The organism is Prevotella amnii DSM 23384 = JCM 14753, assembly GCF_000378745.1.
Lineage (GTDB): Bacteria > Bacteroidota > Bacteroidia > Bacteroidales > Bacteroidaceae > Prevotella > Prevotella amnii.
This window is the reverse complement of the sequence record NZ_KB905270.1, coordinates 18,365-43,308: the sequence shown is the minus strand read 5'-3', so window position 1 is coordinate 43,308 and position 24,944 is coordinate 18,365. Positions and strand designations below refer to the sequence as shown.

The 24,944-nt window shown below is 35.3% G+C and carries 23 protein-coding genes; 10 read left to right on the top strand and 13 right to left on the bottom strand.

Features of this window, described 5'->3' with window-relative positions; translation table 11 throughout:
• The first annotated feature begins 76 nt into the window (after positions 1-76).
• The 3 genes from F596_RS0103200 (at position 77) to F596_RS0103190 (ending at position 2,617) form a co-directional block, all read left to right on the top strand.
• Positions 77-1,351, top strand: coding sequence for a glycosyltransferase family 4 protein (locus F596_RS0103200; protein ID WP_008447940.1), 1,275 nt, complete (start codon positions 77-79; stop codon positions 1,349-1,351).
• Positions 1,348-2,127: a glycosyltransferase family 2 protein gene (locus F596_RS0103195; protein WP_019035839.1), complete on the top strand. Its 780-nt coding sequence runs from the start codon at positions 1,348-1,350 to the stop codon at positions 2,125-2,127. The genes F596_RS0103200 and F596_RS0103195 overlap by 4 nt, the downstream gene beginning before the upstream one ends.
• Positions 2,128-2,188: 61 nt before the next feature.
• Positions 2,189-2,617, top strand: a complete 429-nt coding sequence (locus F596_RS0103190; protein WP_026302358.1) for a hypothetical protein — start codon at positions 2,189-2,191, stop codon at positions 2,615-2,617.
• A 479-nt stretch (positions 2,618-3,096) separates the two neighbouring features.
• Here the strand turns inward: F596_RS0103190 and F596_RS0103185 are convergent, their stop codons facing one another.
• The 4 genes from F596_RS0103185 to F596_RS0103170 form a co-directional block, all read right to left on the bottom strand.
• Positions 3,097-4,116, bottom strand: coding sequence for a M23 family metallopeptidase (locus F596_RS0103185; protein ID WP_019035837.1), 1,020 nt, complete (start codon positions 4,114-4,116; stop codon positions 3,097-3,099).
• Positions 4,117-4,385: 269 nt separating this feature from the next.
• The gene (gene recG / locus F596_RS0103180) at positions 4,386-6,485 is read right to left on the bottom strand and encodes an ATP-dependent DNA helicase RecG (RefSeq protein WP_081618423.1); all 2,100 of its coding nucleotides are present in this window, start codon (positions 6,483-6,485) and stop codon (positions 4,386-4,388) included.
• Between the two features lie 27 nt (positions 6,486-6,512).
• The gene (locus F596_RS0103175) at positions 6,513-7,190 is read right to left on the bottom strand and encodes a 2-C-methyl-D-erythritol 4-phosphate cytidylyltransferase (RefSeq protein ID WP_008447925.1); all 678 of its coding nucleotides are present in this window, start codon (positions 7,188-7,190) and stop codon (positions 6,513-6,515) included.
• Between the two features lie 5 nt (positions 7,191-7,195).
• Entirely contained in the window at positions 7,196-7,771 is a 576-nt protein-coding gene (locus F596_RS0103170; protein ID WP_019035835.1) for a DJ-1 family glyoxalase III, read from the bottom strand.
• A gap of 133 nt (positions 7,772-7,904) precedes the next feature.
• On the opposite strand from F596_RS0103170, the gene F596_RS0103165 reads away from it, so the two are divergent.
• The 3 genes from F596_RS0103165 to F596_RS0103155 all read left to right on the top strand — a co-directional run bounded on the left by F596_RS0103165 (position 7,905) and on the right by F596_RS0103155 (position 11,640).
• Entirely contained in the window at positions 7,905-8,834 is a 930-nt protein-coding gene (locus F596_RS0103165; protein ID WP_019035834.1) for an NAD kinase, read from the top strand.
• Between the two features lie 45 nt (positions 8,835-8,879).
• A complete protein-coding gene (locus F596_RS0103160) occupies positions 8,880-10,556 on the top strand; it encodes an ABC transporter ATP-binding protein (protein ID WP_019035833.1) in 1,677 nt (558 codons plus the stop codon).
• A 103-nt stretch (positions 10,557-10,659) separates the two neighbouring features.
• Entirely contained in the window at positions 10,660-11,640 is a 981-nt protein-coding gene (locus F596_RS0103155; RefSeq protein ID WP_019035832.1) for a peroxiredoxin family protein, read from the top strand.
• 174 nt (positions 11,641-11,814) lie between these two features.
• On the opposite strand, the gene ispF is transcribed toward F596_RS0103155, so the two are convergent.
• The 7 genes from ispF to xerA form a co-directional block, all read right to left on the bottom strand.
• On the bottom strand, positions 11,815-12,288 hold the full coding sequence (ispF, locus tag F596_RS0103150) for a 2-C-methyl-D-erythritol 2,4-cyclodiphosphate synthase (protein WP_008448038.1): 474 nt from the start codon (positions 12,286-12,288) through the stop codon (positions 11,815-11,817).
• Positions 12,289-12,341: 53 nt separating this feature from the next.
• Positions 12,342-12,959 (bottom strand): fumarylacetoacetate hydrolase family protein, encoded by a 618-nt coding sequence (locus F596_RS0103145; RefSeq protein WP_019035831.1) that lies wholly within the window; start codon positions 12,957-12,959, stop codon positions 12,342-12,344.
• Positions 12,960-13,076: 117 nt separating this feature from the next.
• The gene (tsf, locus tag F596_RS0103140) at positions 13,077-14,075 is read right to left on the bottom strand and encodes a translation elongation factor Ts (protein ID WP_008447944.1); all 999 of its coding nucleotides are present in this window, start codon (positions 14,073-14,075) and stop codon (positions 13,077-13,079) included.
• A 109-nt stretch (positions 14,076-14,184) separates the two neighbouring features.
• Complete coding sequence (gene rpsB / locus F596_RS0103135) at positions 14,185-14,985, bottom strand: 30S ribosomal protein S2 (protein ID WP_008447997.1); 801 nt, start codon at positions 14,983-14,985, stop codon at positions 14,185-14,187.
• Between the two features lie 168 nt (positions 14,986-15,153).
• A complete protein-coding gene (rpsI, locus tag F596_RS0103130; RefSeq protein WP_008447953.1) occupies positions 15,154-15,540 on the bottom strand; it encodes a 30S ribosomal protein S9 in 387 nt (128 codons plus the stop codon).
• A 12-nt stretch (positions 15,541-15,552) separates the two neighbouring features.
• Complete coding sequence (gene rplM, locus F596_RS0103125; protein WP_008447915.1) at positions 15,553-16,017, bottom strand: 50S ribosomal protein L13; 465 nt, start codon at positions 16,015-16,017, stop codon at positions 15,553-15,555.
• Positions 16,018-16,591: 574 nt separating this feature from the next.
• On the bottom strand, positions 16,592-17,524 hold the full coding sequence (xerA, locus tag F596_RS0103120; RefSeq protein ID WP_008448014.1) for a site-specific tyrosine recombinase/integron integrase: 933 nt from the start codon (positions 17,522-17,524) through the stop codon (positions 16,592-16,594).
• Between the two features lie 225 nt (positions 17,525-17,749).
• Here xerA and aroQ point away from each other — a divergent pair, with 225 nt between their 5' ends.
• The 4 genes from aroQ (at position 17,750) to F596_RS0103100 (ending at position 20,474) form a co-directional block, all read left to right on the top strand.
• Complete coding sequence (aroQ, locus tag F596_RS0103115) at positions 17,750-18,166, top strand: type II 3-dehydroquinate dehydratase (protein ID WP_019035829.1); 417 nt, start codon at positions 17,750-17,752, stop codon at positions 18,164-18,166.
• Between the two features lie 2 nt (positions 18,167-18,168).
• Positions 18,169-18,801, top strand: coding sequence for an O-methyltransferase (locus F596_RS0103110; RefSeq protein ID WP_019035828.1), 633 nt, complete (start codon positions 18,169-18,171; stop codon positions 18,799-18,801).
• 102 nt (positions 18,802-18,903) lie between these two features.
• The gene (gene rbfA / locus F596_RS0103105; protein ID WP_008447930.1) at positions 18,904-19,245 is read left to right on the top strand and encodes a 30S ribosome-binding factor RbfA; all 342 of its coding nucleotides are present in this window, start codon (positions 18,904-18,906) and stop codon (positions 19,243-19,245) included.
• The gene (locus tag F596_RS0103100) at positions 19,242-20,474 is read left to right on the top strand and encodes an FtsX-like permease family protein (protein WP_008448033.1); all 1,233 of its coding nucleotides are present in this window, start codon (positions 19,242-19,244) and stop codon (positions 20,472-20,474) included. The genes rbfA and F596_RS0103100 overlap by 4 nt, the downstream gene beginning before the upstream one ends.
• Positions 20,475-20,630: 156 nt before the next feature.
• Here F596_RS0103100 and glgP read toward each other — a convergent pair whose 3' ends face one another.
• A complete protein-coding gene (gene glgP, locus F596_RS0103095; RefSeq protein ID WP_019035827.1) occupies positions 20,631-23,189 on the bottom strand; it encodes an alpha-glucan family phosphorylase in 2,559 nt (852 codons plus the stop codon).
• Positions 23,190-23,212: 23 nt separating this feature from the next.
• Positions 23,213-24,877 carry a glycogen/starch synthase gene (locus F596_RS0103090; RefSeq protein ID WP_019035826.1) on the bottom strand — a complete coding sequence of 555 codons (1,665 nt, stop codon included), beginning with the start codon at positions 24,875-24,877 and terminating at the stop codon, positions 23,213-23,215.
• Positions 24,878-24,944 lie beyond the last annotated feature (67 nt).

Here is a 24,944-nt window from a genome sequence, read left to right as displayed (position 1 = left end):
TTTTATGTAAGTTTGCACCTAATTATAATAACATATTAACAGGCAATAGCTACATCAATTAAAACTATATAGCATTATGCGCATTCTTATTGTAAACACAAGCGAACAAACAGGTGGTGCCGCTGTAGCATCTAACCGCCTTCTCAAAGCCTTAAACAAGATGGGTGTGGAAGCAAAAATGCTTGTAAGAGAAAAAGAAACCGATAATGCAAACGTGATAAAACTTCACAAACACTACCTACAAAAAATCTACTTTCTTTTTGAACGACTTTGTATTTTCTTTAACCTACATTTTAGAAAAAAACATCTTTTCGAAATAGATATAGCCAATTCAGGTAATGATATTACTTCCCTTTCTGTATTTAAAAAATCCGATGTAATACACTTAGCTTGGATAAATCAGGGAATGTTATCGCTAAATAGCATAAAAAAAATCATAACTTCGGATAAAGCTGTCGTATGGACAATGCACGACCTCTGGCCTGCTACCTCTATTTGCCACTACCCTAAGAGGTGTAAACGCTACGAAAGTAGCTGCCAACATTGCCCTATACTGCCAGCTAACGGGTCGGAAAAGGATCTTTCTGCAAAGATTTGGGCAAAAAAAAACAAAGTGTACAATTCAGGGCACATATACTTTGTAACCTGTAGCAAGTGGCTATGTAAAGAGGCTAAGCATAGCAGTCTGCTAAAAGAACATACTATACAAAGCATACCTAACCCCATTGACACCCATTTTTTCAAACCATTAGATAAGCATGAAGCTCGAAAGAAACTAAACCTGCCTAACGACAAAAATATTATTCTATTTGTATCACAACGTGTTACTGATAACAGAAAAGGCATGGATCTTTTTATAGAAGCTATAAACCACATAGCTAAAGAGTATCCGGAAATTAAAAAAAACAGCTGCATAGCTATACTCGGTGGACACGCTGAAGAGATAGCCAACCAACTTAGCTTGCCAACATATCCGCTTGGGTATGTATCAGACAAAGAAAATATTAGAGACGTTTACAATGCTGCAAATGTCTTTGTGCTACCTACACGGGAAGACAACCTGCCTAACACTATCATGGAAGCTATGGCGTGTGGTGTGCCATGTGTAAGCTTTAAAGTGGGTGGAATACCTGAAATGATAGACCATTTACATAATGGTTATGTAGCAAAGGAACACAACCCTCAAGATCTTGCACAAGGCATTAAGTGGGTGCTTAACAATGCTAATTACACACAGCTCTCTACTGCTGCAATAGAAAAGGTTATACATACCTATTCGGAACGTAATGTAGCAGAACAGTATATCAACCTATATTATGAAGCTTTAGCTTATAAAAACTATAAATTATGATAACATTCTCTGTTGTAACCATAACATATAATGCTGAGAAAGTTTTGCAACCTACTTTAGACAGTATTCTTATGCAAAACTATTCACACATAGAACATATCATCATAGATGGTGCTTCTAAGGACAACACCTTACAAATAGCACTCAACTATCAGAAGCTCTCTAACAAAGCCGACAATGGACACACCATAATCATACAGAGCGAACCAGATAAAGGACTTTATGATGCTATGAATAAAGGACTGCAAAAAGCTACAGGCGATTATATCATATTCCTAAACGCTGGCGATAGATTTCCTAAAGTGGAGACACTTAAAAAAGTGGCTATAATTGCTGAGCCGGGAGATGGTGAAGAGATGCCTGCAGTATTATATGGCAATACGGACATCATTGATAAAGATGGCATCTTTCTGTATCATCGTCAGAAAGAACCACCTGAAGACCTTACATGGAAATCGTTTAAAGAAGGTATGCTTGTTTGTCATCAAGCCTTTTATGCACGAACAGATATTGCCAAAGCCCTGCCTTATAATACTAAATATCATTATTCTGCAGATATTGATTGGTGTATTAATGTTATGAAAGAAGGAGAGCGCCGCGGCTTATTGATAAAAAACGTACATACTGTGGTAGCTAATTATCTAAAAGAAGGACAAACAACATTACACCATAGAGCATCATTAATAGAACGATATAAAATAATGTGCAAACACTATGGCACTTTTAAAACATCATTACACCATCTTAGATTCTTAATACATCATTTTATAAAATAAAGAAAAACAAATAGATACACATAAATATAAAAAATATACACAATAAAATAATAAAAAAAACATGAACATATTAAAGACTTCTTTCATCATGGCTCTAACTACCATAAGTATGTATACTTATGCACAAAGCCAAAACAATAGTACTAAAAGCAATGCCACACAAATAGCAAAAAACAATAACAGTACTACAAAATCTGCAAAAAAAGTAACAAATACAGCAACTACTACATACAAAACAGTATGCACAAAAAGATTATCTACACCAAAGCCGGCAAAAACTGATAAGTATAAAGATATTAATACAGGAAAGCAACAAATAAAACGCGGACTAAAAGAGTTTGGAAAAGGTATAGGTAAAATAGCTAAAAGCGAGTGGAAAGATGCCAGCAAAGCTGGGAAAGAAATAAAAAAAGGAGGGAAAATGTTCTTTAAAAAATTAGGAAAAAGCATTTCCGACTCCTTTAAGGAAGATAGTATCAAAACTAAATAAAATATTTTACTATCACTATCAACTAAAATTAAAATAGAGAAAACACCTTGTGGGATAGCCTTTAAAACAGGTTATCCCACATTTTTTTTATTATAAATGACACCAAACTTAACGAAAACAATACAATTGTTAGTAACCTATTTACACAAATAAGAATAATCTTCTATACTATAAAAAGCACACTACACTATATAAAAACATAATATTTTAGGTGAAAATATATAGTGCAAACATACTAAAAATAACTTATTTTTGATACAAAAATAGATTAAAAAAGGACTAAAAATAAATTATTTTTAGTCCTTATGTCTTATCTTTTACTAAACAAAATACCTTCTTCTAACAATAAAAAGCTATACTTTTAAATTCTTACCAACTACTATTACAGGCTATATTAAAAAAGTATCACTAAATGAAGAGTGGGTAAATAGTATAACAAAAAGCTTTACACACTATATCTCTTATATAAATAAGGCTTCTTATTTACTAATCTTTAGCAACTCACCTACAGCGATATGAGTAAACTTTTTCAAACCATTAGCACGACGAATCTGCTCTACTGAAACTCCATGTAGCTCAGCTATAGAAGCTAAAGTTTCTCCCTCTGCTACCTTGTGATAAAACAAGCGCTCACTTGCGTTGCTATAAGTAGCTTGCGGGGTTCTGCTGGCATAATCTGTATTATACTCCTCTGCTTTCGTTTTGGCATAAGCCTTTGGACGAGTGCGGTAATTGCCATTGCCTTGAATGTTCTGTCTGCTATAAGGTAAGCTGGAATTAGTACCACGTAAAGCAGTGGCACGAGCAGACTCACTTGACATGTTGCCACGACGGAACACATAATAATCTCCCGTTACATCTTGATTTGCAAAATCGAAAAACAAAGCAGGATTTAAAGCTACACCACAAAGACGTGTTTCAAAGTGTAAATGAGAACCTGTGGAACGCCCCGTATTCCCTCCTAATCCAATAGGCTGACCAGCTTGCACATACTGATTTTCACGTACCAACTGGCGTGAAAGATGCCCATAAATAGTTTCTAAACCATTATTATGACGAATAACTACATACTTACCATAACCATTAGCATCATATTTTACCATACGAATACGCCCTGAAAAAGCAGAACGGATAGTATCGCCAATATATACCTTTATATCTAAACCTCTATGATTACGACCCCATCGACGACCAAAGTTACTTGTAATAACACGGCTTGGAGTAGGCATTACAAAACCTCTAAGATCTATCTTATATACTTCAGGCAGAGTAGTAGGACGATGTGCATAGGTATTATCCCAACTATCATAAAGTTCAGAAGCTGGTGCTTCAAATTCTTCTGTTTCCTTTAAACGGTTTATAACAAGTGTGTCAAGTGGGTTTACACGACGATCTATAGGTGCTTGCATTGCTAATTTATCTTGTGCCTTTATCGATTGGCTCGAAAAAACCAATAAAAAGCACAAGGATGTGGACTTGATAATATTCTTTATCTTCATAAAAATTGCTTCGTTAAAATACTATTTTTATTTATCAAAGGGTACTGATCATTCAGTAAAGTTATAAGGTTAATATAAAAAACACACCTATATAAGACATTACCTTGTAAAAGTCAGCTTTGCAAAGATAAAAAAAAATGAGTGGATTCTCTTACAGCTTAACAGTTTTTATGATGCTTTTAACACACTACCAACACATTATAAACATCTTAAAAACATATACAAACATAGGTATTAAAAGCATTTCACAAGAAAAGAACCTATATTTACTAAGATATTGCAGCCCAGTTGATATTATTTTTCCTTAACATTTTTAATCTATCCCACAACATCTTATACTCTTCTTTAGAGCATTCAGGGTCTGATTCTATTATTTTCTGCGCCTCATCACGTGCCAGCTGCACAAGCTGTCCATCACGAGCAATGTCAGCTATTTTGAGATCAAAGGCAATGCCACTTTGCTGAGTACCTTCCAAATCGCCAGGACCTCTGAGCTTCAAGTCGGCTTCAGATATAGCAAACCCATCATTAGTATCGCAAATAACATTAATGCGCTTCTTGGTTTCCTTGGTCAGCTTACGATTAGTAACAAGAACACAATAGCTTTGATCGGCACCACGCCCTACTCTTCCACGCAACTGATGTAACTGTGAAAGCCCAAAACGCTGCGCATCAAGGATTATCATAACACTTGCATTAGGCACATTTACGCCCACTTCTATCACGGTAGTTGCTACAAGAATCTGAGTTTGCCCAAGAATAAACTTCTGCATTTCCTCCTCCTTCTCTTTATCTTTCATCTTGCCATGTATCTTGCTTAGGTGGTAATCAGGAAACACTTCAAGCAAAGTATTAAAGCCTTCTTCTAAGTTTTTAAGATCGCTCTTCTCACTTTCCTTAATAAGAGGAAACACTATATACACCTGCCTGCCTTTACTAACCTGCTGCCTTATGCCATGATAAAGACTTGTCATTTGGTCATCATATCTATGAATAGTTTCTATAGGTTTACGTCCAGGGGGTAATTCGTCAATAACACTAACATCTAAATCTCCATAAATAGTCATAGCCAATGTACGTGGTATAGGTGTAGCTGTCATCACTAATATATGAGGAGGCTGTTTGCTCTTTGCCCAAAGCTGCGCACGCTGTGCCACTCCAAAGCGGTGCTGCTCATCAATAACAGCTATTCCTAATTTCTGAAAATGTACATTATCCTCAAAGATAGCATGCGTTCCTACAAGTATATTTATAGTTCCGTTTACTAACCCCTCTAAGACCGACTTACGCCTCTTACCCTTTACAATACCTGTGAGCAGCTCCACATTAAGATTCATATCATGTAAAAACTCACGTATAGTCTGTAAATGTTGCTCTGCTAATATCTCTGTAGGAGCCACAAAACAAGCCTGAAAACCATTATCTATACCTATAAGCATTGACATAAAAGCTACAAGCGTTTTACCAGAGCCAACATCTCCCTGTAGAAGACGATTCATCTGCCTACCACTTCCCATATCGGCACGAATCTCTTTAATAACTCTTTTTTGTGCATTGGTTAATGCAAAGGGTAAGTTATTATGATAAAACCAATTAAACTGCTCACCTATTCGCCTAAATTCATATCCTCTATATTTACGACGATGCTCACTGGCATAACGCATAATATTAAGCTGTACATAAAACAACTCTTCAAACTTAAGACGCATTCTTGCACGTTGCGTATCGTTTACTGTCTTTGGATAATGTATTTTTCTAAAAGCCTCATCACGAGATATAAGGTTAAGATGGCTTATAATAAAAGGAGGTAAGGTTTCTTCTAACGGAGAAACAAGCTTAGAAATAAGTGTTTTGGTTAGTTTTTCTATAGCTCGCGAACTAAGCGAAGCATTCTTCATTTTCTCTGTTGTAACATAAAAAGGCTGCATACCCATATAGTTTAACTGCAATTGTGATGCATCATCAATATCAGGATGTGTAAACTGAAAACGACCATTATAAAACCCTGGCTTACCAAAAACTACATACTCTTTGCCTATTTTATAATTTTTATATATATACTGTATGCCATTAAACCATACCAAATCGCACACACCATGACCATCAGAAAAGTGTGCTACTATGCGTTTCTTTCGTTTTCCCATATCATACTCTTCAAAACTAAGAATCTTACCTCTGAGCTGCACAAAAGGCATATCTAACGACAACTCCGAAGTAAGATATACCTTTGTTCGGTCAATATACTTATATGGATAATATTCTAACAAATCACGATAAGTATTTATACCAAGTTCTTTACTTAGTATATCCTTTCGCCGAGGCCCTACACCGGGCAAATACATAATGTCTTGATCGAGTATGTCTAACAAAATATTTATACTACTTTTATATATTTATTATTTATCGTAGCAAAGCTTTTCAGCTATCTTAAGATCGAAAGGTGTAGTTAGCTTAATATTCTCCCTATTTCCTTCTACCATTTTAACCCTTTGCCCAATACTTTCCACTACGCTTGCATCGTCAGTAAACCTGCTATCTTCGTCCTGACAATAGGCCTTCTTAACAACAGATATATCAAACACCTGTGGTGTCTGCACCAAACAATAGCTACTTCTTGGCACTGTTTCCGAACTACCATCTACCGAAACATATCGTAAAGTATCTGTAACTTTCAACACAGGAATAACTGCTTTATAAGTAAGGGCTGCTTTAAAACATCTCAAAATAGTTTCTTTAGAAACAAAAGGACGCACCCCATCATGAATAGCTACATAGCCTTTAGCAGCATCAGGGATAAGATCTAAACCATTCTTAGACGACTGAAAACGAGTAGATCCACCTGTAGCTAATTCGTAATAATCTGAAAAATTATATTTCAAACATAAGTCATGCCAATATTCTTGCTGCTCTTTGGGCAAGACAAGGATTACCTTTATTTGTGGATCATATTCGCGAAAACACCGTATAGTACGCATTAAAACAGGTAAACCTGCCACGGGCAGAAATTGCTTTGGCACTTCCATACCCATGCGCAGACCTTTCCCACCTGCTACTATAATAGCATATTTTTCCATAAAAGCTATTTTGTGCCAGCTAACACTCTGTCATATAACATAGCTTTCTTAACCTTTTCCACCTCTTCTTTTGGTAAAAGATGGCTCAATAGCTCATAAGTATAAGGTAAAACAGCTACAGGACCAGCCCCTGTTATAACATTTCCATCTACCTGAACCAATGTTCTCGTTGGCTCTGCACCATTAATAAGACTATCTTCCATACCTGGGAAGATTGTTGCCTTCTTACCTTTTAATATGCCAATAGAAGCAAATACTAAAGGAGCTGCACATACTGCACCTAAAAATCTTCCACTTTCAAACTGCTTAAGCAAGATTTTACGTACCTCCTTATGCTCTTTTAAGTTGTTAGCACCTAAAACACCACCAGGCAAAAGCAACATGTCAGCATCATCAAAGCTCGCTATTTCCTCTAACAAAACATCTGCCTCTATACCTACACCACGTGCAGATTTTACCACCTTACTACCTGTAACACTTACCATAGATATCTCAACACCACTACGACGAAAAACATCTACAGGCACAATAGCTTCCATTTCTTCGAAGCCTGTTGCTAAAAACTCATAAACTTTTGCCATAATATTTATTTTTTAATATTAAACTTTCAATAAAAAATTATACTTTTGTACATAATATCTCTTGCAAATATACTAAATATTCATGATTTAGGGGTATTAGCAAGTCTAAAGATTTATAAAATAACAGCTTTTTATGACAGATAAAAAACTTACTTTCGCTATATTCGGCAGCAAGTCTGGAGCTTCTAATCCTACAAGGATAAATCAGTTGATAGAGAAGCTCATTTCCTATAATGCTATCATATACATTGAAAAGCAATACCTTAACTTCATTGATTACAGCTTAAATACAAAAATAAAGAATAAGGTTCTACCTTTCGACTTAATTAACTTTAAAGCTGATTTTATAATATCTTTAGGTGGTGACGGAACCTTCTTAAAAGCTGCTGGACGCGTAGGAAACCTTCAAATACCTATAATTGGAGTAAATATGGGACGCTTAGGGTTTCTTGCTAACATATCACAAGAAAAGCTAAACAGCACTATTGACAGTATTTACGCTAACAACTTTATAATAGAAGAACGGTCTGTAATAAGACTAAAATGCAATGAAAAAGACGTCATCTTTAATCCTTTTGCATTAAACGACATAGCTATATTAAAACGCGATATAGCTTCTATGATATCTATTCATGTAGAAATAAATGGAGAATTTCTTACATCTTACCTCGCTGATGGATTAGTAATTAGCACCCCTACAGGATCTACAGCTTACTCACTATCTATAGGTGGACCTATCATGGTACCACAAACTAACACGCTAAGCATAACTCCCGTAGCACCACATAGCTTAAATATGCGTCCTATAGTAGTTAGTGATGAATCGAAAATAAGATTAGATGTAGAAAGCAGAAGTCATAACTTTTTGGTAGCTATTGATGGACGATCTGTTAAAATGAAAGAAGGAACAACGCTAACCATACAAAAAGCTAACCATAAAGTAAAAATAATTAAGACCGAAAACAATACTTTCTTTAATACTTTACGTGAAAAACTAATGTGGGGAGCTGATACAAGACAATTATACAGTAAATCTTTAAAAGAAAAAAATATTAATGATTGAACTACGTTTCATTAACTAAAATAGTATCGCACATATTCCTCCAAGATGAAAGAAAAGCTAAAAAGTTTGTTTAAAATACCAAAAACAAAATATTCTACCAAAGATATTTACGCATGGTTGTGGGTTGCTTGGAAAGGAAACCGCAAGCAAGCTATTATAAATGCAGCAATAGGATTATCAGAAGTTATAATATCACTATCTATAGTTTGGGCTATGCAACACGCTATAGACGTATCTTCGCATGTAAAAAAAGGTAGCATAGCTTTAGCTGTTATTACCTTAGGACTACTCTTTTTATCTAATTTCGGATTAAACATAGCATCACTTTGGGTAAGAAACCTATTAGGTATAAAAGCACAAAACAAAATGCAGCAACAGTTATTAGATAGAATGTTGCGATCAGAATGGAAAGGAAAAGACTGTCATCATAGTGGAGATGTGCTAAATAGGTTAGAATTTGATGTAACTAACGTCGTTACATTTCTTACTGAAACTATACCTAATTCTTTATCAACACTAACTCTTTTTATCGGAGCTTTTATATATTTAGCACTTATGGACTGGCGTTTAGCAAGCACTATAGTGTTTATGATACCATTATTTGTTTTACTTAGTAGGATATATGTAAGACAGATGCGACTCTTAGTGAGCGATGTTAGAATATCCGATTCTAAGGTTCAAAGCGTTTTACAAGAAAGTGTTCAAAATCGAATATTGATAAAAACATTAGAAGGAGATGATTTTATTATCAATCGCTTAGAAACTACACAAAGCGAATTACGCAATAAAGTTATAAAAAAAACAAAGTTTTCAATATTCTCTAGCACAATTCTACAATTTGGTTTTGTATTAGGTTATCTCTTTGCTTTTGCATGTGCAGCCTTACGTTTGTATGAAGGTACACTCACTTTTGGTGGCATGACAGCATTCTTACAGTTAGTAAACAAAATACAATCTCCTGCAAGACAACTTATGCGCCTTATACCTTCTTTTGTTTCTGTGCTAACTGCTGCTGAACGTTTAATAGAGTTAGAAGAAGTACCTCTTGAAAAACAAGGTAATAGTATTGAGCTAAAAGCCCCTTGCGGTATAAGACTTAACAATATCTCATATCAATTCTTCGATGCTGATACACCTGTTATAAAAGAACTTTCTTTCGATTTTAAACCATGTTCTTGTACTGCCATATTAGGAGAAACAGGAGCAGGAAAGACTACACTCACAAGAATGCTTTTAGCTCTACTAACCCCTACCGAAGGCTCAATAGAACTATATAATAAAAAAGAATGCTTACAACTTAGCCCATTAATGCGCACTAATTTTGTATATGTGCCTCAAGGCAACACACTTATGAGCGGAACAATTCGTGAAAACCTTAAATTGGGCAAAGAAAATGCAACAGAAGAAGAAATTATATATGCATTAAAAACAAGTTGCGCAGACTTTGTTTTCGATCTACCTAAAGGTATTGACACCGTATGCTCCGAACATGGTGGTGGATTAAGTGAAGGACAAGCACAACGAATAGCTATAGCAAGGTCATTATTAAGGAACAAAAGCATTATGATTTTTGATGAAGCAACATCAGCTCTTGACCCAGAAACCGAACAACAGCTACTTAAAAACATTCTAACTAATCACAATAAAACGATAATTTTTATTACTCACCGACTTGCAGTAGTAGATTATTGTGATCAAACACTTACTATTGAGAAAATATAAAGACGCCTCTTGTTTTATTGGGAATAAGATAGTATATTTGCAAACAATATGATTTTCAAATTATTATATACATATTATAAAACGAAAACAAAAATTTAACAATATGAAACAAAGTTTATTAGCCATAGTAAGTATTCTTATATTATGTTTTGGGAGAACAAATGCACAAACCAATACTAATATACAACATACAAAAACTGATGCTATTTATACAAAAGACCTACTTAAAGTAGGCACAATGGCTCCAAATTTTAGCTTAAAAACATACGATAATCGCACTATAAGATTAAGCGACTTTAGAGGAAGATACCTTGTTATAGACTTTTGGGCTAGCTGGTGTTCTGACTGTAGGAAAGATATACCTGCTATAAAAGAGCTTTACAATAAATATTCCACGCAAGGAGTAGACTTTCTTGGAATATCTTTTGATACTGATAAAGAGCAGTGGGCAAAGACATATTGGAACACTTACCAGATGCCATGGACACAAGTAAGCGAACTAAAGAAATGGAAAAAGAATACACATATTGATAAACTTTATAATGTAAAGTGGATCCCGACAATGTACCTAATTGACCCTCATGGGAAAATTGTTTTCGCTACTACTGATATAAACCATCTAAAAGAAGCATTAGAAAGTATCAATCCCTCTAAAAGACTTAACACTAATACACCAAAAGCACAATTTAAAGGTGGGCAAAAAGCCTTTGAAGATTTTATAAAGAAAAACCTTATAGGCGTGCATAGCAATAAAAATGCAAATGTAAGGGCTGATGTTGTAGTGCAATTTACAGTGATGTTTGACGGTCAAGTAATAGGTGCGCATGTTATAGAAGTAAATAATATTAAAGCAAACGGTCCAAAATACGACAAAATGTCTATAACTAAACAGCAGGAATTTATACAAAAAAAGATAGCTAAATATAAGGCTGAAGCTGTTAGATTTATGAGTACAAAATCACAATTATATATCAATATAGAGCAAAAACCACTTTCTCAAATGCCTAATTGGGAACCAGCGACTATAGGAGGAAGACCTATTCAAACAAGTCAAACTGTTACATTAAGTTTTGGTTGCATATAAAACTTAAACCACTTAATATAAATAAAAACATAATAAGGTTGTCTTTTGATATTATAAAGACAACCTTCATTATATGAAAAAGAAGTTCTTTTTTTACTAAAGACATATTATTCTTAGGGATAAATACTGATAACTGCTTATATAAAGAATAACTTCTTAAATATTCTTACAGCTTTACTTCTCTATTAAGCACACAGCATAAGCAGCAATACCTTCTTCTCTTCCTACAAAACCCATCTTTTCTGAAGTAGTAGCTTTAATGGATATAACATCAATATCGCAACCTATTACAGAAGCCATACATTCTTTCATTGCAGGAATATACGGATTAATCTTAGGTCGCTCAGCACAAATAGTAGCATCTATATTACCCAAACGGTATCCATGTTGATGAAGTAAACTAATGGTTTTATTAAGGATAATCTTTGAATCCATGTCAAGAGTTGCATCAGATGTATCTGGAAAATGATACCCTATATCACGTAAATTGGCTGCACCGAGCAAAGCATCACAGATAGCATGTATTAAAACATCAGCATCGCTATGACCTAATAAACCTAAGCTATGATCTATTTGTATTCCTCCTAAGAAAAGTTTGCGTCCCTCTACTAAACGATGGACATCATATCCCATTCCTACCCTTATCATATACTGTAATATTATAATATTTTTTATGAGTTATAAATACCAAAAAAGATTGTTTATTTACAATTAAAATCTAATACCTTACTATCTTCTATATACCCTTCTAAATGGTCATTGATAATAGCTACTCTTCCTATTGACGGACTACCTGTGAAGAGAATATCTCCCGTTTTAAGTGTAAAATACCTACTAATATAGCTTATTAATGCATCTATTTTATATAACATTTCATTAGTACTTCCTTCATAAATAGTTTTACCATTAACATCTAAATGGAAATGAAGTCGTTGAACATCAAGAAACTTATCCTTTGGTATCCATTCACCTATTACTGTAGCACCATCAAAACTCTTAGAAAGTTCCCATGGTAATCCTTTGCTCTTTAATTTTTCGTGCAGTTCTCTGGCTGTAAAATCAACACCAAGAGTTACCGCATCATAATAGCGAGGTGAAAAACGTTCAGGTATAGTCTTACCTAACTTATTTATTCGTACAACCAATTCAGCCTCATATTCTATGCTTCCAAGATTATCTGGGATAAAAAAAGGCTTATTATCCTTTAATAAAGACGAGTCGGCTTTAAAAAAAATAACAGGACTATCTACCTTTATTATATCATCATGCGATATATTATTATTATGTAAATAATTATCTTCGACTGCAAAAATCTTCATACTTTAAAGTAATAATAAACAAAAAAGGAGCTATAGGAACTTACGATAACGTCCTATAACTCCGTATGTTTTAATCTCAACAGAGATTCTGTTACGTTATTTATGCTATACTAAAAATTAATCAGCAGCAAGAGAGAAACGTTTATAACCTAAGATCTTCAAGCCCTTAGCTTGTGCTTCAAGCCAATTGCCTACGCTGATCTTATCACCTTCAGCAAACTGAAACTCCTGATCTACCAAACAGTTTTCTTTAAAGAACTTAGCTAAACGCCCCTTAGCAATGTTTTCTATCATCGTAGCATTAAGGTTAGCTGCTTTTTCTGCTCCTACTGTCTTACGAATTTCTATTGCCTTGTCAGCCTCTTCACGTGTTAACCAGCCTTTATTTATATTTGACTCAATGTGATCATCACTATCTACCAAGTTAGCATTAATACCTGCTTTCTTAATAGCAGCTACTACAGCTTTTTCTACCTGCTCTTCCTTAGTTTTCTCTACAGCAATACGATATTCCTCGTCTTTTTGTGCCTGCGAAACAGAAGCCTCATCAAGTGCTACTGGTTTCATTGCAGCTACCTGCATAGCAACCTTGTGCCCAGCCTCTTCATTAGCGTCATTTAGCTGTACCATAGTGGCAAGAGTATGCTTGTTCATATGGTCATAAATAGACACATTAGCACCTTCCATATAGTTATAACCATCAAGCTCCATCTTCTCTCCTGTTACACCAGAACGCTGCTGAACAGCAGTTGCTGCATCTTCGCCATTAGCAAGTTTTAGAGCTTTCACTTCATCAAGGCTCTTAGCTTTTGCAGCTACTGCAGCATCAAGTATTTCTTGTACAAGTGCTACAAAGTCGGCTCCATTAGCAACAAAATCGGTTTCACACTTAACAGCTACCATTGCTGCGAAATCGCCATCTTGCTTAACAAGCACACAACCGTTAGATGTTTCGCGGTCAGAACGCTTAGCTGCTATAGCTAAACCACGCTCACGAAGTAACTCCTTAGCCTTATCAAAATCGCCTTCTGCCTCTGTTAATGCTTTTTTTACATCAGCAAGACCAGCTCCTGTCATTGCACGGAGCTTCTTAATATCATCAATAGATACTGCCATTTTGTATTTTCTCCTTTTTTATATTTTACAAAAATGGGCATTGGTGAATGATAATACAGCTATAATACTTACTGTAAAGCACTCACCAGTACCCATATATATATTATTATTATTCTGCAGCTGGTGCTTCTTCTTCTTTTGTCTTACGAGCAGCACGTTTTGGCTTTGCCTCTGCAGCAAGCTCAGCTTGCTCTGCAGCAGCTTTCTCATCAGCCTTCTCAGCCTTACGCTCTTCAAGCCCTTCTGCTATAGCGCTACAGCAAGCTGTTAAGATAACGTCTACAGAATCTTTAGCGTCATCATTAGCAGGGATAACATAATCGATGTTCTTAGGATCAGAATTTGTGTCTACAATAGCAAACACAGGGATACCAAGACGATTAGCTTCCTTAACAGCAATGTGCTCTTTCATTACATCAATAACGAATAATGCAGCAGGTAAACGAGTTAAATCTGATATAGAACCTAAGTTCTTTTCAAGCTTAGCACGCTGACGTGAAATTTGCAAAAGCTCGCGTTTTGACAAATTAGAGAAGGTACCATCGTTCATCAACTTGTCGATATTCGTCATTTTCTTTACGGCCTTACGAATAGTAGGGAAATTAGTTAGCATACCGCCAGCCCAACGCTCATTAACGTATGGCATATTAACAGATGCTGCTTTATCTGCTACTACCTCTTTAGATTGTTTTTTAGTAGCGACGAATAAAATCTTCTTACCGCTCTTAGCAATACCTTTTAGAGCTTCTGCAGCTTCATCTATTTTAGCTACAGTCTTATGAAGATCTATAATATGAATACCGTTACGCTCCATAAATATATAAGGAGCCATAGCTGGATTCCACTTACGACGAAGGTGCCCGAAATGACAACCTGCCTGCAATAGTTGGTCAAAATTTGTTCTTGACATGTTTATTTTTATTTCTTTGTTTACATTCTGTTTAATTCTTTCGTGGTAAATAAGCTTTACCAAGCTTTGTTAGAATCAATCGATGGGTAGTCGCTTAAAAAAGGAATCGCATCGATTTAGATACTAAACCTAAACGTTTTTATTAACAGACTAAAAGCCTGTAAAATATTAACGCTTGCTGAACTGGAAGTGAGCACGAGCCTTTGGCTGACCTGGCTTCTTACGTTCTACCTCACGGCTATCACGAGTTAGGAAGCCCTGATCTTTCAATGCCTTCTTATCCTCTGCATTTACCTTTACTAAAGCACGAGCAATAGCAAGGCGAAGAGCTTGACTCTGACCTGTAAAGCCACCACCGTTAAGGTTTACTTTAATATCATACTGCCCCTCAACACCAAGCAATGCCAATGGCTGCTTTACTACATACTGCAAAATAGCTGATGGGAAGAACTCTGTTATATCTTTCTTATTAATTGTGATCTTACCGGTACCTTCTGAAAGGTAAACTCGAGCTACTGCACTCTTACGGCGACCAATTGCGTTTATTACGTCCATCTTTCTCCTATATTATTTATACTGGTTAATATCGATAGCCTTAGGCTTCTGAGCCTCTAAACCGTTTAATTCAGTACCCTTGATAACATAAAGATTGTTAAGCAAGTGGCGACCTAAAATACCCTTAGGAAGCATACCCTTCACTGCATGACGGAGAATCTTATCAATACCGTTATCACGCTTACGAAGCTGCTCAGGAGTATTAAAACGCTGACCACCTGGATAACCAGTGTAACGTGTGTAAACCTTGTCGGTTTCTTTCTTACCAGTGAAAACCACCTTCTCTGCATTAATGATAATAACATTGTCTCCACAATCTACATGAGGAGTAAAAGTGGGCTTGTACTTACCGCGAAGCAATTTAGCTACCTTAGAGCAAAGGCGACCTACTACCTGATCGGTAGCATCTACTACAACCCACTCTTTCTTAGCTGTTTCCTTATTCACGGAAATAGTCTTGTAACTTAAAGTGTTCATTTTTTTAATTAAATTTACTACTAAAAAACGTTTTTATTAATTCACGCACATGCTTTACCTAACCACACAGCTCGGCCAAAAACCATGCTATTAACATGTTACGTACGGGATTCTAAGAAAATCCCCATAATAATCGGACTACAAAGGTACTAATTTAAATGATGTGAAAACACAACTACAGCACCAATCCCTCCATTTTTTATAATTAATTAACTATTAACATTAAAACTCTACAACGCTTAATACACAAAGAACAACTGTTTTCTTACCTTCCTACCGCCACAAACACTATTGCCACAGATAAATAAATATATAAAATTAAGAAAACTGTTACAAGACTAAACACTGCTTGTTTAATAGCAAAAAACGACATCTAACACAGTATAACATAACAATTTATACATTTATACATAAGTTCCTGTTTTGAAAAATAGATTATTTTTATTTTATTTTTAATCTATTTTTGCTATAAAAATAGATTATTTTTTAAACCATTCTGTTACTTATTTATATATAAACAATAACCCACTCCTACTATAAAGCATATCTTTACTTAAAAAAAAAGATAACCCAGCTATAAGCCATGTTCCTCTCTATAGCGGATATTACGCGGATGATGATTAAGTATTTCTTGTCGTAAGGAAGTAGTATCAAGGTGAGTATAAAGCTCTGTAGTTACAATACTTTCATGACCTAACATGGCTTGAATAGAACGAAGGTCTGCCCCTCCTTCCAGTAATGCAGTAGCGAAAGAATGACGAAGAGTGTGAGGAGATATTGTTTTTTTTATGCCAGCAGCATAAGCATAACGCTTTAACATTATAAGAATCATTGTGCGTGTAAGGTGGCTACCGCGCCTATTTAGAAAAACATAATCATCTTCTCCTTCCTTTATTTTCATCTGACTTCGATCTAAAAACCAATAATTAAGTTCTTCTATTGCGCGAGGAGATATTGGAACCAACCGCTCTTTAGATCCCTTTCCCATTATCCTGACATACTGCTCTTGAAAATATAAATTAGAGATTTTTAAAGATGTTAGTTCCGATACACGCAATCCGCACGAAAACAACACTTCTATAATAGCTTTATTACGCTGCCCTTCCCACTTAGTTAAATCTATACTGTTAAGAATAATATCTACTTCCGCCGTAGAAAGCACCTCTGGAAGATGTTTTGGCTGTTTGGGAGACTCAAGCAATTCTGTAGGATCTATCTCTAAATATCCATCTAAAATAAGGAAACGATAGAAGTGGCGTATTCCACTAAGCACACGTGATAACGACCTTGCCCCTATACCTAACTCAGACATACAGGCTGTAAAACGCTCCAAGTCTTCTAATCTTACATCTAATACATCTATTTTTTCTGCTTCAAGGAAAGAAGATAGCTTCTCAATATCTCGCATATAAGCATCTATAGTATGTTCAGAATATCCCTTTTCCAATTTTAAATAGCGACGAAACTTGCTGGCAATATTGCTTATCTTTTTTTTGTTGATATCCATTTTAATTACTATTTTTGCAAAAGATGCTAATTATTAGTACATACAAAGATACTATTAAAATGCCAAAAACTACTTTAAATAAAGGTTTCTTCTATTTCTTAACACAACTTATATCTGTCCTTTCTCAATAATATCTACTAAAGAGATAACTCATATATATATGTATAAGAAGAAAAAATACTTTTATAAAACTATTATCAATAAGAAAGATTTACATAAAACAATATGCGCATACTTATAATAAATGGTCCCAACTTAAATTTGATAGGCAAACGAGAGCCAGAAATATATGGCAAAGAGTCGATGGAAGATTTCCTTCCTAAGTTACAAAAAAGGTATCCGCAAATAAAATTACACTATTACCAAAGCAATATAGAGGGCAAACTTATTGACAAATTACAAGAAGTAGGCTTTTCTTTTGACGGAATAATACTTAATGCCGGAGCTTATACACATACAAGTATAGCTCTATCCGACTGTATTAAAGCCATTACCACTCCTGTAATAGAAGTGCATATAAGTAATATAAACAGCCGAGAAGAGTATCGCAGATTATCTATGATAGCACCATCGTGTAAAGGCACTATACAAGGATTTGGCTTAGATAGTTACCGGTTAGCCATAGAAGCATTATTAAAATAAAGATGATAGACGCTTTAGACAAATACATTAATAGGCATATAGACGCTGAGGGCGATTACCTACATCGTCTTTACCGTGCTACAAACATACACACACTGCATGGACGTATGGCAAGCGGGCATCTGCAAGGAAGACTATTAAAGCTACTTGTACGCATGATTCGCCCTAAGAGAATCATAGAAGTGGGAACTTTCAGCGGCTACTCTGCCCTCTGCATGGCAGAAGGTTTAGAAGAAGGAAGCAAGATTATAACATTTGAAATAAACGACGAAATGGAGGATTTTACGCGTCCATGGATAGAAAATTCTGCCTATGCTGATAAAATAGACTTCAGAATAGGAAATGCAATAGCAGAAGCTCCTCTATTAGGCGTAATGTTTGATATGGCTTTTATTGATGGAGATAAACGCACTTATATAGAAACATATCGTGCACTATTCCCTATAATAAATAGTGGTGGATATATCATTGCTGATAATACTCTATGGAATGGACATGTCATTGACCATGCCTACGATCACGATAAGCAAACTATAGGTATACGAGAATTTAACGATATGATAGCAAAAGATGAACGTATAGAAAAGGTTATCCTACCAATAAGAGATGGATTAACAGTGATAAGAAAGAAATAATTTCTAAAATAAATAATAATTAAGTAACTTTGCAATAATGAGTTCCACACTAATATAAATAATAGAAAAGGAACATCTTTATTATAAACAACCTTTAAAAAAATGCAAGAAACAAGACAAAACCGCATATCACGCTTGCTCCAAAAGGAGTTGGCAAGCATATTCCAGTCGCAAACACGCCTTTTGCATGGCGTTTTGGTTAGTGTTACACGTGTAAGAATAAGTCCAGACCTTAGTATATGTACTGCTTATTTAAGTATTTTCCCATCTGAGAAAACAGAAGAACTAATTAAAAATATCAATACAAATGAGAAAACAATTCGATATGAATTAGGTAAACGTACACATAACCAGCTACGTATCATTCCAGAATTGAGATTCTTTGTAGATGATTCTTTAGATTATCTTGAACACATTGAGCATCTATTGAAAGATAAAAAATGAATTTTTCCTTTTACATAGCACGCCGTTATATATTCTCTAAAAAGAGTACTCATGCCATTAACGTCATCAGCCTTATCTCTGTAATTGGTGTAGCAGTGGCAACAATGGCTTTGGTAGTAGTCATGAGTGGCTTTAATGGTTTTGCAGACTTAGTAGCTTCTTTCTTTACAGGGTTTGATCCTCAAATAAAAATAGAGGCAGCCACAGGTAAAGCCATGCCTGCAGACGATCCTTTGCTAAAGAAAGTAAAGCATCTTAAAGAAGTTGCTGTATCCACAGAATGTGTAGAAGATCAGGCTTTAGCTGTTTATCACGGTAATCAAAAAATGATAATGATAAAAGGAATGGAAGCTAACCTCGACTCGCTAACACACATTAGCAATATATGCTATGGTGATGGCGACCTAAACTTAGAAACAGCCAATCTGCAATATGGGCTTTTGGGTGTTCGTGTAGCTCAAGACTTAGGTACTGGAGTGTTTTGGCGCGACTACCTATATATATATGCCCCACAACGTGAAGGACAATACGATCCTACTGACCCCACACAAAGTTTTGTAAAAGACTCCCTAATATCACCAGGATTAGTTTTCCAAGTAAAACAAAATAAATATGATGGTGGATACATTATAACCTCACTTAACTTTGCTAGACGATTGTTCAATAGACAAGGGCAAATAACATCACTAGAGCTTAGAATGAAAGAGGGGGTAGACATCAATAAAATACAAGAAAAAATTAAATCTATTGTTGGGTCAAAATACACAGTAAAAAACAGATATGAACAACAAGCTGATACCTTTAATATCATGAAGATAGAAAAGCTATTTGCATATATTTTCTTAAGTTTCATATTAATGGTAGCTTGCTTTAACATCATCGGTTCACTGTCTATGTTAATGATAGATAAGAAAAATGATGTGCAAACACTTCGATGTCTGGGAGCTTCTGAAAAGCTTATAGTTCGTATTTTCCTTTTTGAAGGACGCATGATTTCACTCTTTGGAGCTATAATAGGTATATCTATAGGGCTATTACTATGCTGGCTACAGCAAGTTTATGGAATAGTAAAGTTAGGTGATGCAAATAGCAACTTCGTTGTTAATGCTTACCCTGTCAGTGTACACCCCACTGATATAGTTATCATTTTCTTTACTGTTATTATAGTTGGGTGGGTAGCAGTATGGTATCCTGTAAGACACATGAGCAAGAAACTTATCAAAGAATAGTTAATCTTAATTTGTTATACAGACATAACTAAAATTTAATCTCGTAAATATTAAATTTTATTTTATCATAAAAGTAAGCCCCTTCCTTTATACATAAAAGCATAAAGAAAGGGGCTTTCTTATGTAAATAATTCTTCTTATTTCAGTTTATAGATATTATCCTATCCATTTAACATACGCAAAGTCTTGACGATGTGGTAATTTACTATTCTTAGGATACATACGAACACCATACTTATAAGACCCTGCAACGTTAGGATTATATTCCACTTCAAAGGTATAACAATTCCCTTCTGACTTCACCATCTTAAATGGTACTACCTCGAATACATTAACATCATCAACAGGAGTGTTATATAATATAACTAACTCTAACCCAACAGCGTCCTTTAAGCCTTGCTCATCAATAGTAAAGCTTAACTTTGCCTTCTTTCCTGTAGTAACATCATGTAGAGCATCAACATTCTTAGCTACAACATTTATTGCGTCCCACTTCTCAGCTACCTGCTCTTTCCATGCAGCAAGCTCCTTTGCAAGTTTATTATCCTTAGAGCATAACTCTGCAAAACGTTTAGCCTGACGGTTATAAAACTTATCAAAGTAATCGTCTAATTGACGCTTCATAGTATAATGAGGAGCTATTGTTGCTATAGAATTCTTTACTACTTGTATCCACTCCTTTGAATAACCTGTCTTAGCGTCCTTATTAAAGAAAAGTGGAGCTATCTCGTTTTCAAGCAAACTATATATTGTAGCAGCATCAAGCTGATCCTGATAATTCTGATCTTTATAGGTGCGCTTCTCTGGTAAAGCCCAACCTGCACCTTTACGATAACCCTCTACATACCAGCCATCAAGCACAGAAAGATTAACAACACCATTCAGCTCTGCCTTTTCACCTGATGTTCCACTTGCCTCAAGTGGACGTGTAGGAGTATTCATCCATATATCTACACCCGAAACCAAACGACGAGCCAACTGCATATCGTAATCTTCCAAGAAGATTATCTTACCCAAGAATTGTGGCATTCTTGATATTTCAAAAATCTTCTTAATAAGTCCTTGACCAGCACCATCAGCTGGATGAGCTTTACCTGAGAAGAAAAATAACACAGGACGTTCAGGGTTATTAACTATCTTATCAAGACGCTCTAAGTCTGTAAATAATAAATGAGCACGCTTATAAGTAGCAAAACGGCGACAGAAACCTATCATCAAAGCATTAGGATTAATCTTTTCTAATACCTGTACCACCTTTGCAGGATCGCCTTGGTTACGCAACCATTGTTGAGTAAACTTATCTTTTATATACTTTATAAGCTTTACTTTCAAAGCCATACGTGTTTCCCAAATCTCTGCATCTGGCACATTATATATAGCATGCCAAATGTCTTCGTTACTTTGGTCGCTCATAAAGCTCTTATCATAATACTTATCATATAGCTTACGCCACTCTGTAGCCGTCCATGTAGGAAGATGTACACCATTAGTAACATAACCTACACTGTTCTCTTCAGCAAAATAACCCTTCCAAAGTGGGGCAAACATTTTCTGACTTACCCAGCCATGCAGTTTAGATACACCATTTATTTCCTGACAAGTATTACATGCAAAAGTACTCATACAAAAACGTTCTGAGTGATCATCAGGATTAGTACGTCCCATTCCTATAAACTCGTCCCATGATATACCTAACTTATTAGCATATGAACCCATATACTTTCCAAAAAGTTCTTCATCGAAATAGTCGTGACCTGCTGGTACTGGAGTGTGAACTGTGTATAAACCTGATGCACGTACAAGCTCCATTGCTTCATTAAAGCTCAAACCTTCTTCACGATAATCACATAAACGTTGCAAATTACAAAGTGCGGCATGACCTTCATTACAATGGTAAACATCTTTCTTTATACCTAATTTCTTCAATGTAAGCATACCACCTATACCAAGAAGAATCTCCTGTTTTAGACGATTTTCCCAATCACCACCATATAATGCATGAGTTATAGGACGATCATACTCCGAATTATAATCATTATCTGTATCTAAAAGATAAAGCTTTATACGACCTACATTAACACGCCAAACAAGAGCTTTTACTATATAATCACGATAAGGAACCTCTACTACAAGCTGATTTCCATCCTTATCGTACTCTCGCTCTATAGGTAAAGAATTGAACTGCTGAGCATCATACTTAGCTATCTGCTGACCATCCATAGATAAGCTCTGACGGAAATATCCATAACGATAAAGAAAACCTACAGCGCAGAGGTCTACATTAGAATCAGATGCTTCCTTTAAGTAATCACCTGCTAACATTCCAAGACCACCAGAATAAATTTTCAACACCTGATTAAGCCCATATTCCATAGAGAAATAAGCCACTGAAGCACGCTTAGCATTAGGCTTAACATCCATATATGCACGAAACATCTTATACACTTCATCTACGTGTTTCATCAATGTCTTATCCTTAACAATAGCTTCCAAACGCTCAAGACTTAAACGTTCAAGGAGCAAAACAGGATTATGTCCAACCTGCTCATACAAGTCCTCATCAAGACTCTTAAATAAATTACGTGCCTGATATGTCCATGCCCACCACATATTATGAGCAATTTCATTAAGGCATACTAACTCTTTGGGAAGAGTTGATTTAACGTCTAACTCAGTCCACTGAGGTTCGTTAGTGTAATCTGACTTAATCTTCATTTTAGTTTTTGTTTATTATTTTATTATTCTATTATTTCTAATGCTGCCAAACGATCGTGTCCCTTACGCAAAGCATAATCATAAGCTACATCGTAATGCTTTATAAATTTGCTCCAAAGAGCTTTTTTCGACAATTTATAAGCTGCATTCCTGCATTTATTAGCCTCTTTACTATCCATTGCAGCATATTTAACTATCGCTGATTTAATCTCCTCTATAACTTCATTATAGTTATAATCAGTACGATACACTACCTCTACACCGTCTTCTATCGTACTTTTACCATTATTCTCCTTATTTGCCCATAAGCCAAAACCTGCGAGATTAGTGGTTATACAAGGCACTTTAAAAGCAACAGACTCTAACGGTGTATATCCCCACGGCTCATAATAAGATGGATATACACAAAGATCATTACCTATAATAAGGTCGTAATAATCCATATTAAACACACCATCATTACCTGTTAGATAACACGGTATAAAGATAATCTTCACCTTACTATCTCCTCCATTAGATATATTCAGAGAACGAAACTTGTTTAATATACTATCTTCTTCTCCATTATTCAGCCAATGGGTAATATAAGGAGCATCTAAAGGATTGGTATATTTGTCTCCACTTTGCAACCTTTCTATTAGATCTTGTCGAGGACTATTAACCCAAGCAGGCACTTCTATAAATGCCACAACTTCTCTATCGAAATAAGAATCTTTACTAAGACTGTTGAGAGCATCTATAAAAACATCTATTCCTTTATTACGAAACTCATACCTACCCGATGTAGATATTATAAGCGTATCATTCCCAAGACGAGTTCCTAAAAGAGCATTTGCAACTTCCAATAACCTCTTCCGTGCTAAAGAACGATGCTTTAAAAAAGCACTTCCCTTTGGTACAAACCCATCTTCAAACCCATTTGGTAGTACTACATCTACAGGTTTATCAAGCAACTCTGCACATTCTTTTGCCGTAATATCGCTCACTGTTGTAAAACAATCTACATTATGAGCTGTACATTTTTCAATGGAATGCTTACTTTCCATATTCAATTCACGAGCCATTTGGTCGCCATTATAAGCCCAAAGATAATCATAAAGAGGCTTATTATTACCTGCAATACTACGCCCAATACAAGTAGCATGAGTTGTAAAGATGGTCGCTACTTCGGGTAGAGACTGCTGAAGTAATAGAGCAGCAAAACCCGTTTGCCACTCATTAGCATGAAAAACCACCTTATTTTCTTTAGATAAATAAAAACGATAGAAGCTTTCTACTACCTGAGATACTGCCAAAGAAAACAGTGCCGATTCGTCATAATCGCCATAAGCATGCAGACTATCTACCTGATATGTATTCCATAACTGGGTAAAAAAATCGTTTTTTATACTATTTAAATGATCATAAGCTACCAAAAAAGCAACTGGACGACCTGGAATATCCCAACGTCCAACCTTTACTTTAAGCCCTTCTTCCTTAGCTTTCTTCTGCCAAGAAACATAAAGAGTATCATCTTCTTTAAAATATAATGAATTATCTCCTCCACTAAAATCAGGACCTATAAATATCAAATTATCTTTTAATCTTTCTTGCAACGTCTTAGAACGTGTTGAAAGAACAGTATAAATACCGCCTACTTTATTACATACTTCCCAACTAGTTTCAAAGATAAAATCCGGAAATAACATTTTTATAACCTATATTATTACTAAATACTTTGGGGTACAAAGATACCATAAATAAAAAGAAAGCGCA

Bases quoted from the DNA above. Each gene is read 5' to 3' on its own strand.
- F596_RS0103090 (WP_019035826.1), bottom strand. From the start codon at position 24,877: ATGTTATTTCCGGATTTTATCTTTGAAACTAGTTGGGAAGTATGTAAT.
- F596_RS0103155 (WP_019035832.1), top strand. From the start codon at position 10,660: ATGAAACAAAGTTTATTAGCCATAGTAAGTATTCTTATATTATGTTTT.
- F596_RS0103170 (WP_019035835.1), bottom strand. From the start codon at position 7,771: ATGGCAAAAGTTTATGAGTTTTTAGCAACAGGCTTCGAAGAAATGGAA.
- F596_RS0103200 (WP_008447940.1), top strand. From the start codon at position 77: ATGCGCATTCTTATTGTAAACACAAGCGAACAAACAGGTGGTGCCGCT.
- rbfA (WP_008447930.1), top strand. From the start codon at position 18,904: ATGCAAGAAACAAGACAAAACCGCATATCACGCTTGCTCCAAAAGGAG.
- rplM (WP_008447915.1), bottom strand. From the start codon at position 16,017: ATGAACACTTTAAGTTACAAGACTATTTCCGTGAATAAGGAAACAGCT.
- F596_RS0103175 (WP_008447925.1), bottom strand. From the start codon at position 7,190: ATGGAAAAATATGCTATTATAGTAGCAGGTGGGAAAGGTCTGCGCATG.
- F596_RS0103160 (WP_019035833.1), top strand. From the start codon at position 8,880: ATGAAAGAAAAGCTAAAAAGTTTGTTTAAAATACCAAAAACAAAATAT.
- F596_RS0103185 (WP_019035837.1), bottom strand. From the start codon at position 4,116: ATGAAGATAAAGAATATTATCAAGTCCACATCCTTGTGCTTTTTATTG.
- xerA (WP_008448014.1), bottom strand. From the start codon at position 17,524: ATGGATATCAACAAAAAAAAGATAAGCAATATTGCCAGCAAGTTTCGT.
- glgP (WP_019035827.1), bottom strand. From the start codon at position 23,189: ATGAAGATTAAGTCAGATTACACTAACGAACCTCAGTGGACTGAGTTA.
- F596_RS0103110 (WP_019035828.1), top strand. From the start codon at position 18,169: ATGATAGACGCTTTAGACAAATACATTAATAGGCATATAGACGCTGAG.
- F596_RS0103145 (WP_019035831.1), bottom strand. From the start codon at position 12,959: ATGAAGATTTTTGCAGTCGAAGATAATTATTTACATAATAATAATATA.
- F596_RS0103195 (WP_019035839.1), top strand. From the start codon at position 1,348: ATGATAACATTCTCTGTTGTAACCATAACATATAATGCTGAGAAAGTT.
- F596_RS0103165 (WP_019035834.1), top strand. From the start codon at position 7,905: ATGACAGATAAAAAACTTACTTTCGCTATATTCGGCAGCAAGTCTGGA.
- ispF (WP_008448038.1), bottom strand. From the start codon at position 12,288: ATGATAAGGGTAGGAATGGGATATGATGTCCATCGTTTAGTAGAGGGA.
- aroQ (WP_019035829.1), top strand. From the start codon at position 17,750: ATGCGCATACTTATAATAAATGGTCCCAACTTAAATTTGATAGGCAAA.
- rpsI (WP_008447953.1), bottom strand. From the start codon at position 15,540: ATGGACGTAATAAACGCAATTGGTCGCCGTAAGAGTGCAGTAGCTCGA.
- F596_RS0103190 (WP_026302358.1), top strand. From the start codon at position 2,189: ATGAACATATTAAAGACTTCTTTCATCATGGCTCTAACTACCATAAGT.
- rpsB (WP_008447997.1), bottom strand. From the start codon at position 14,985: ATGTCAAGAACAAATTTTGACCAACTATTGCAGGCAGGTTGTCATTTC.
- tsf (WP_008447944.1), bottom strand. From the start codon at position 14,075: ATGGCAGTATCTATTGATGATATTAAGAAGCTCCGTGCAATGACAGGA.
- F596_RS0103100 (WP_008448033.1), top strand. From the start codon at position 19,242: ATGAATTTTTCCTTTTACATAGCACGCCGTTATATATTCTCTAAAAAG.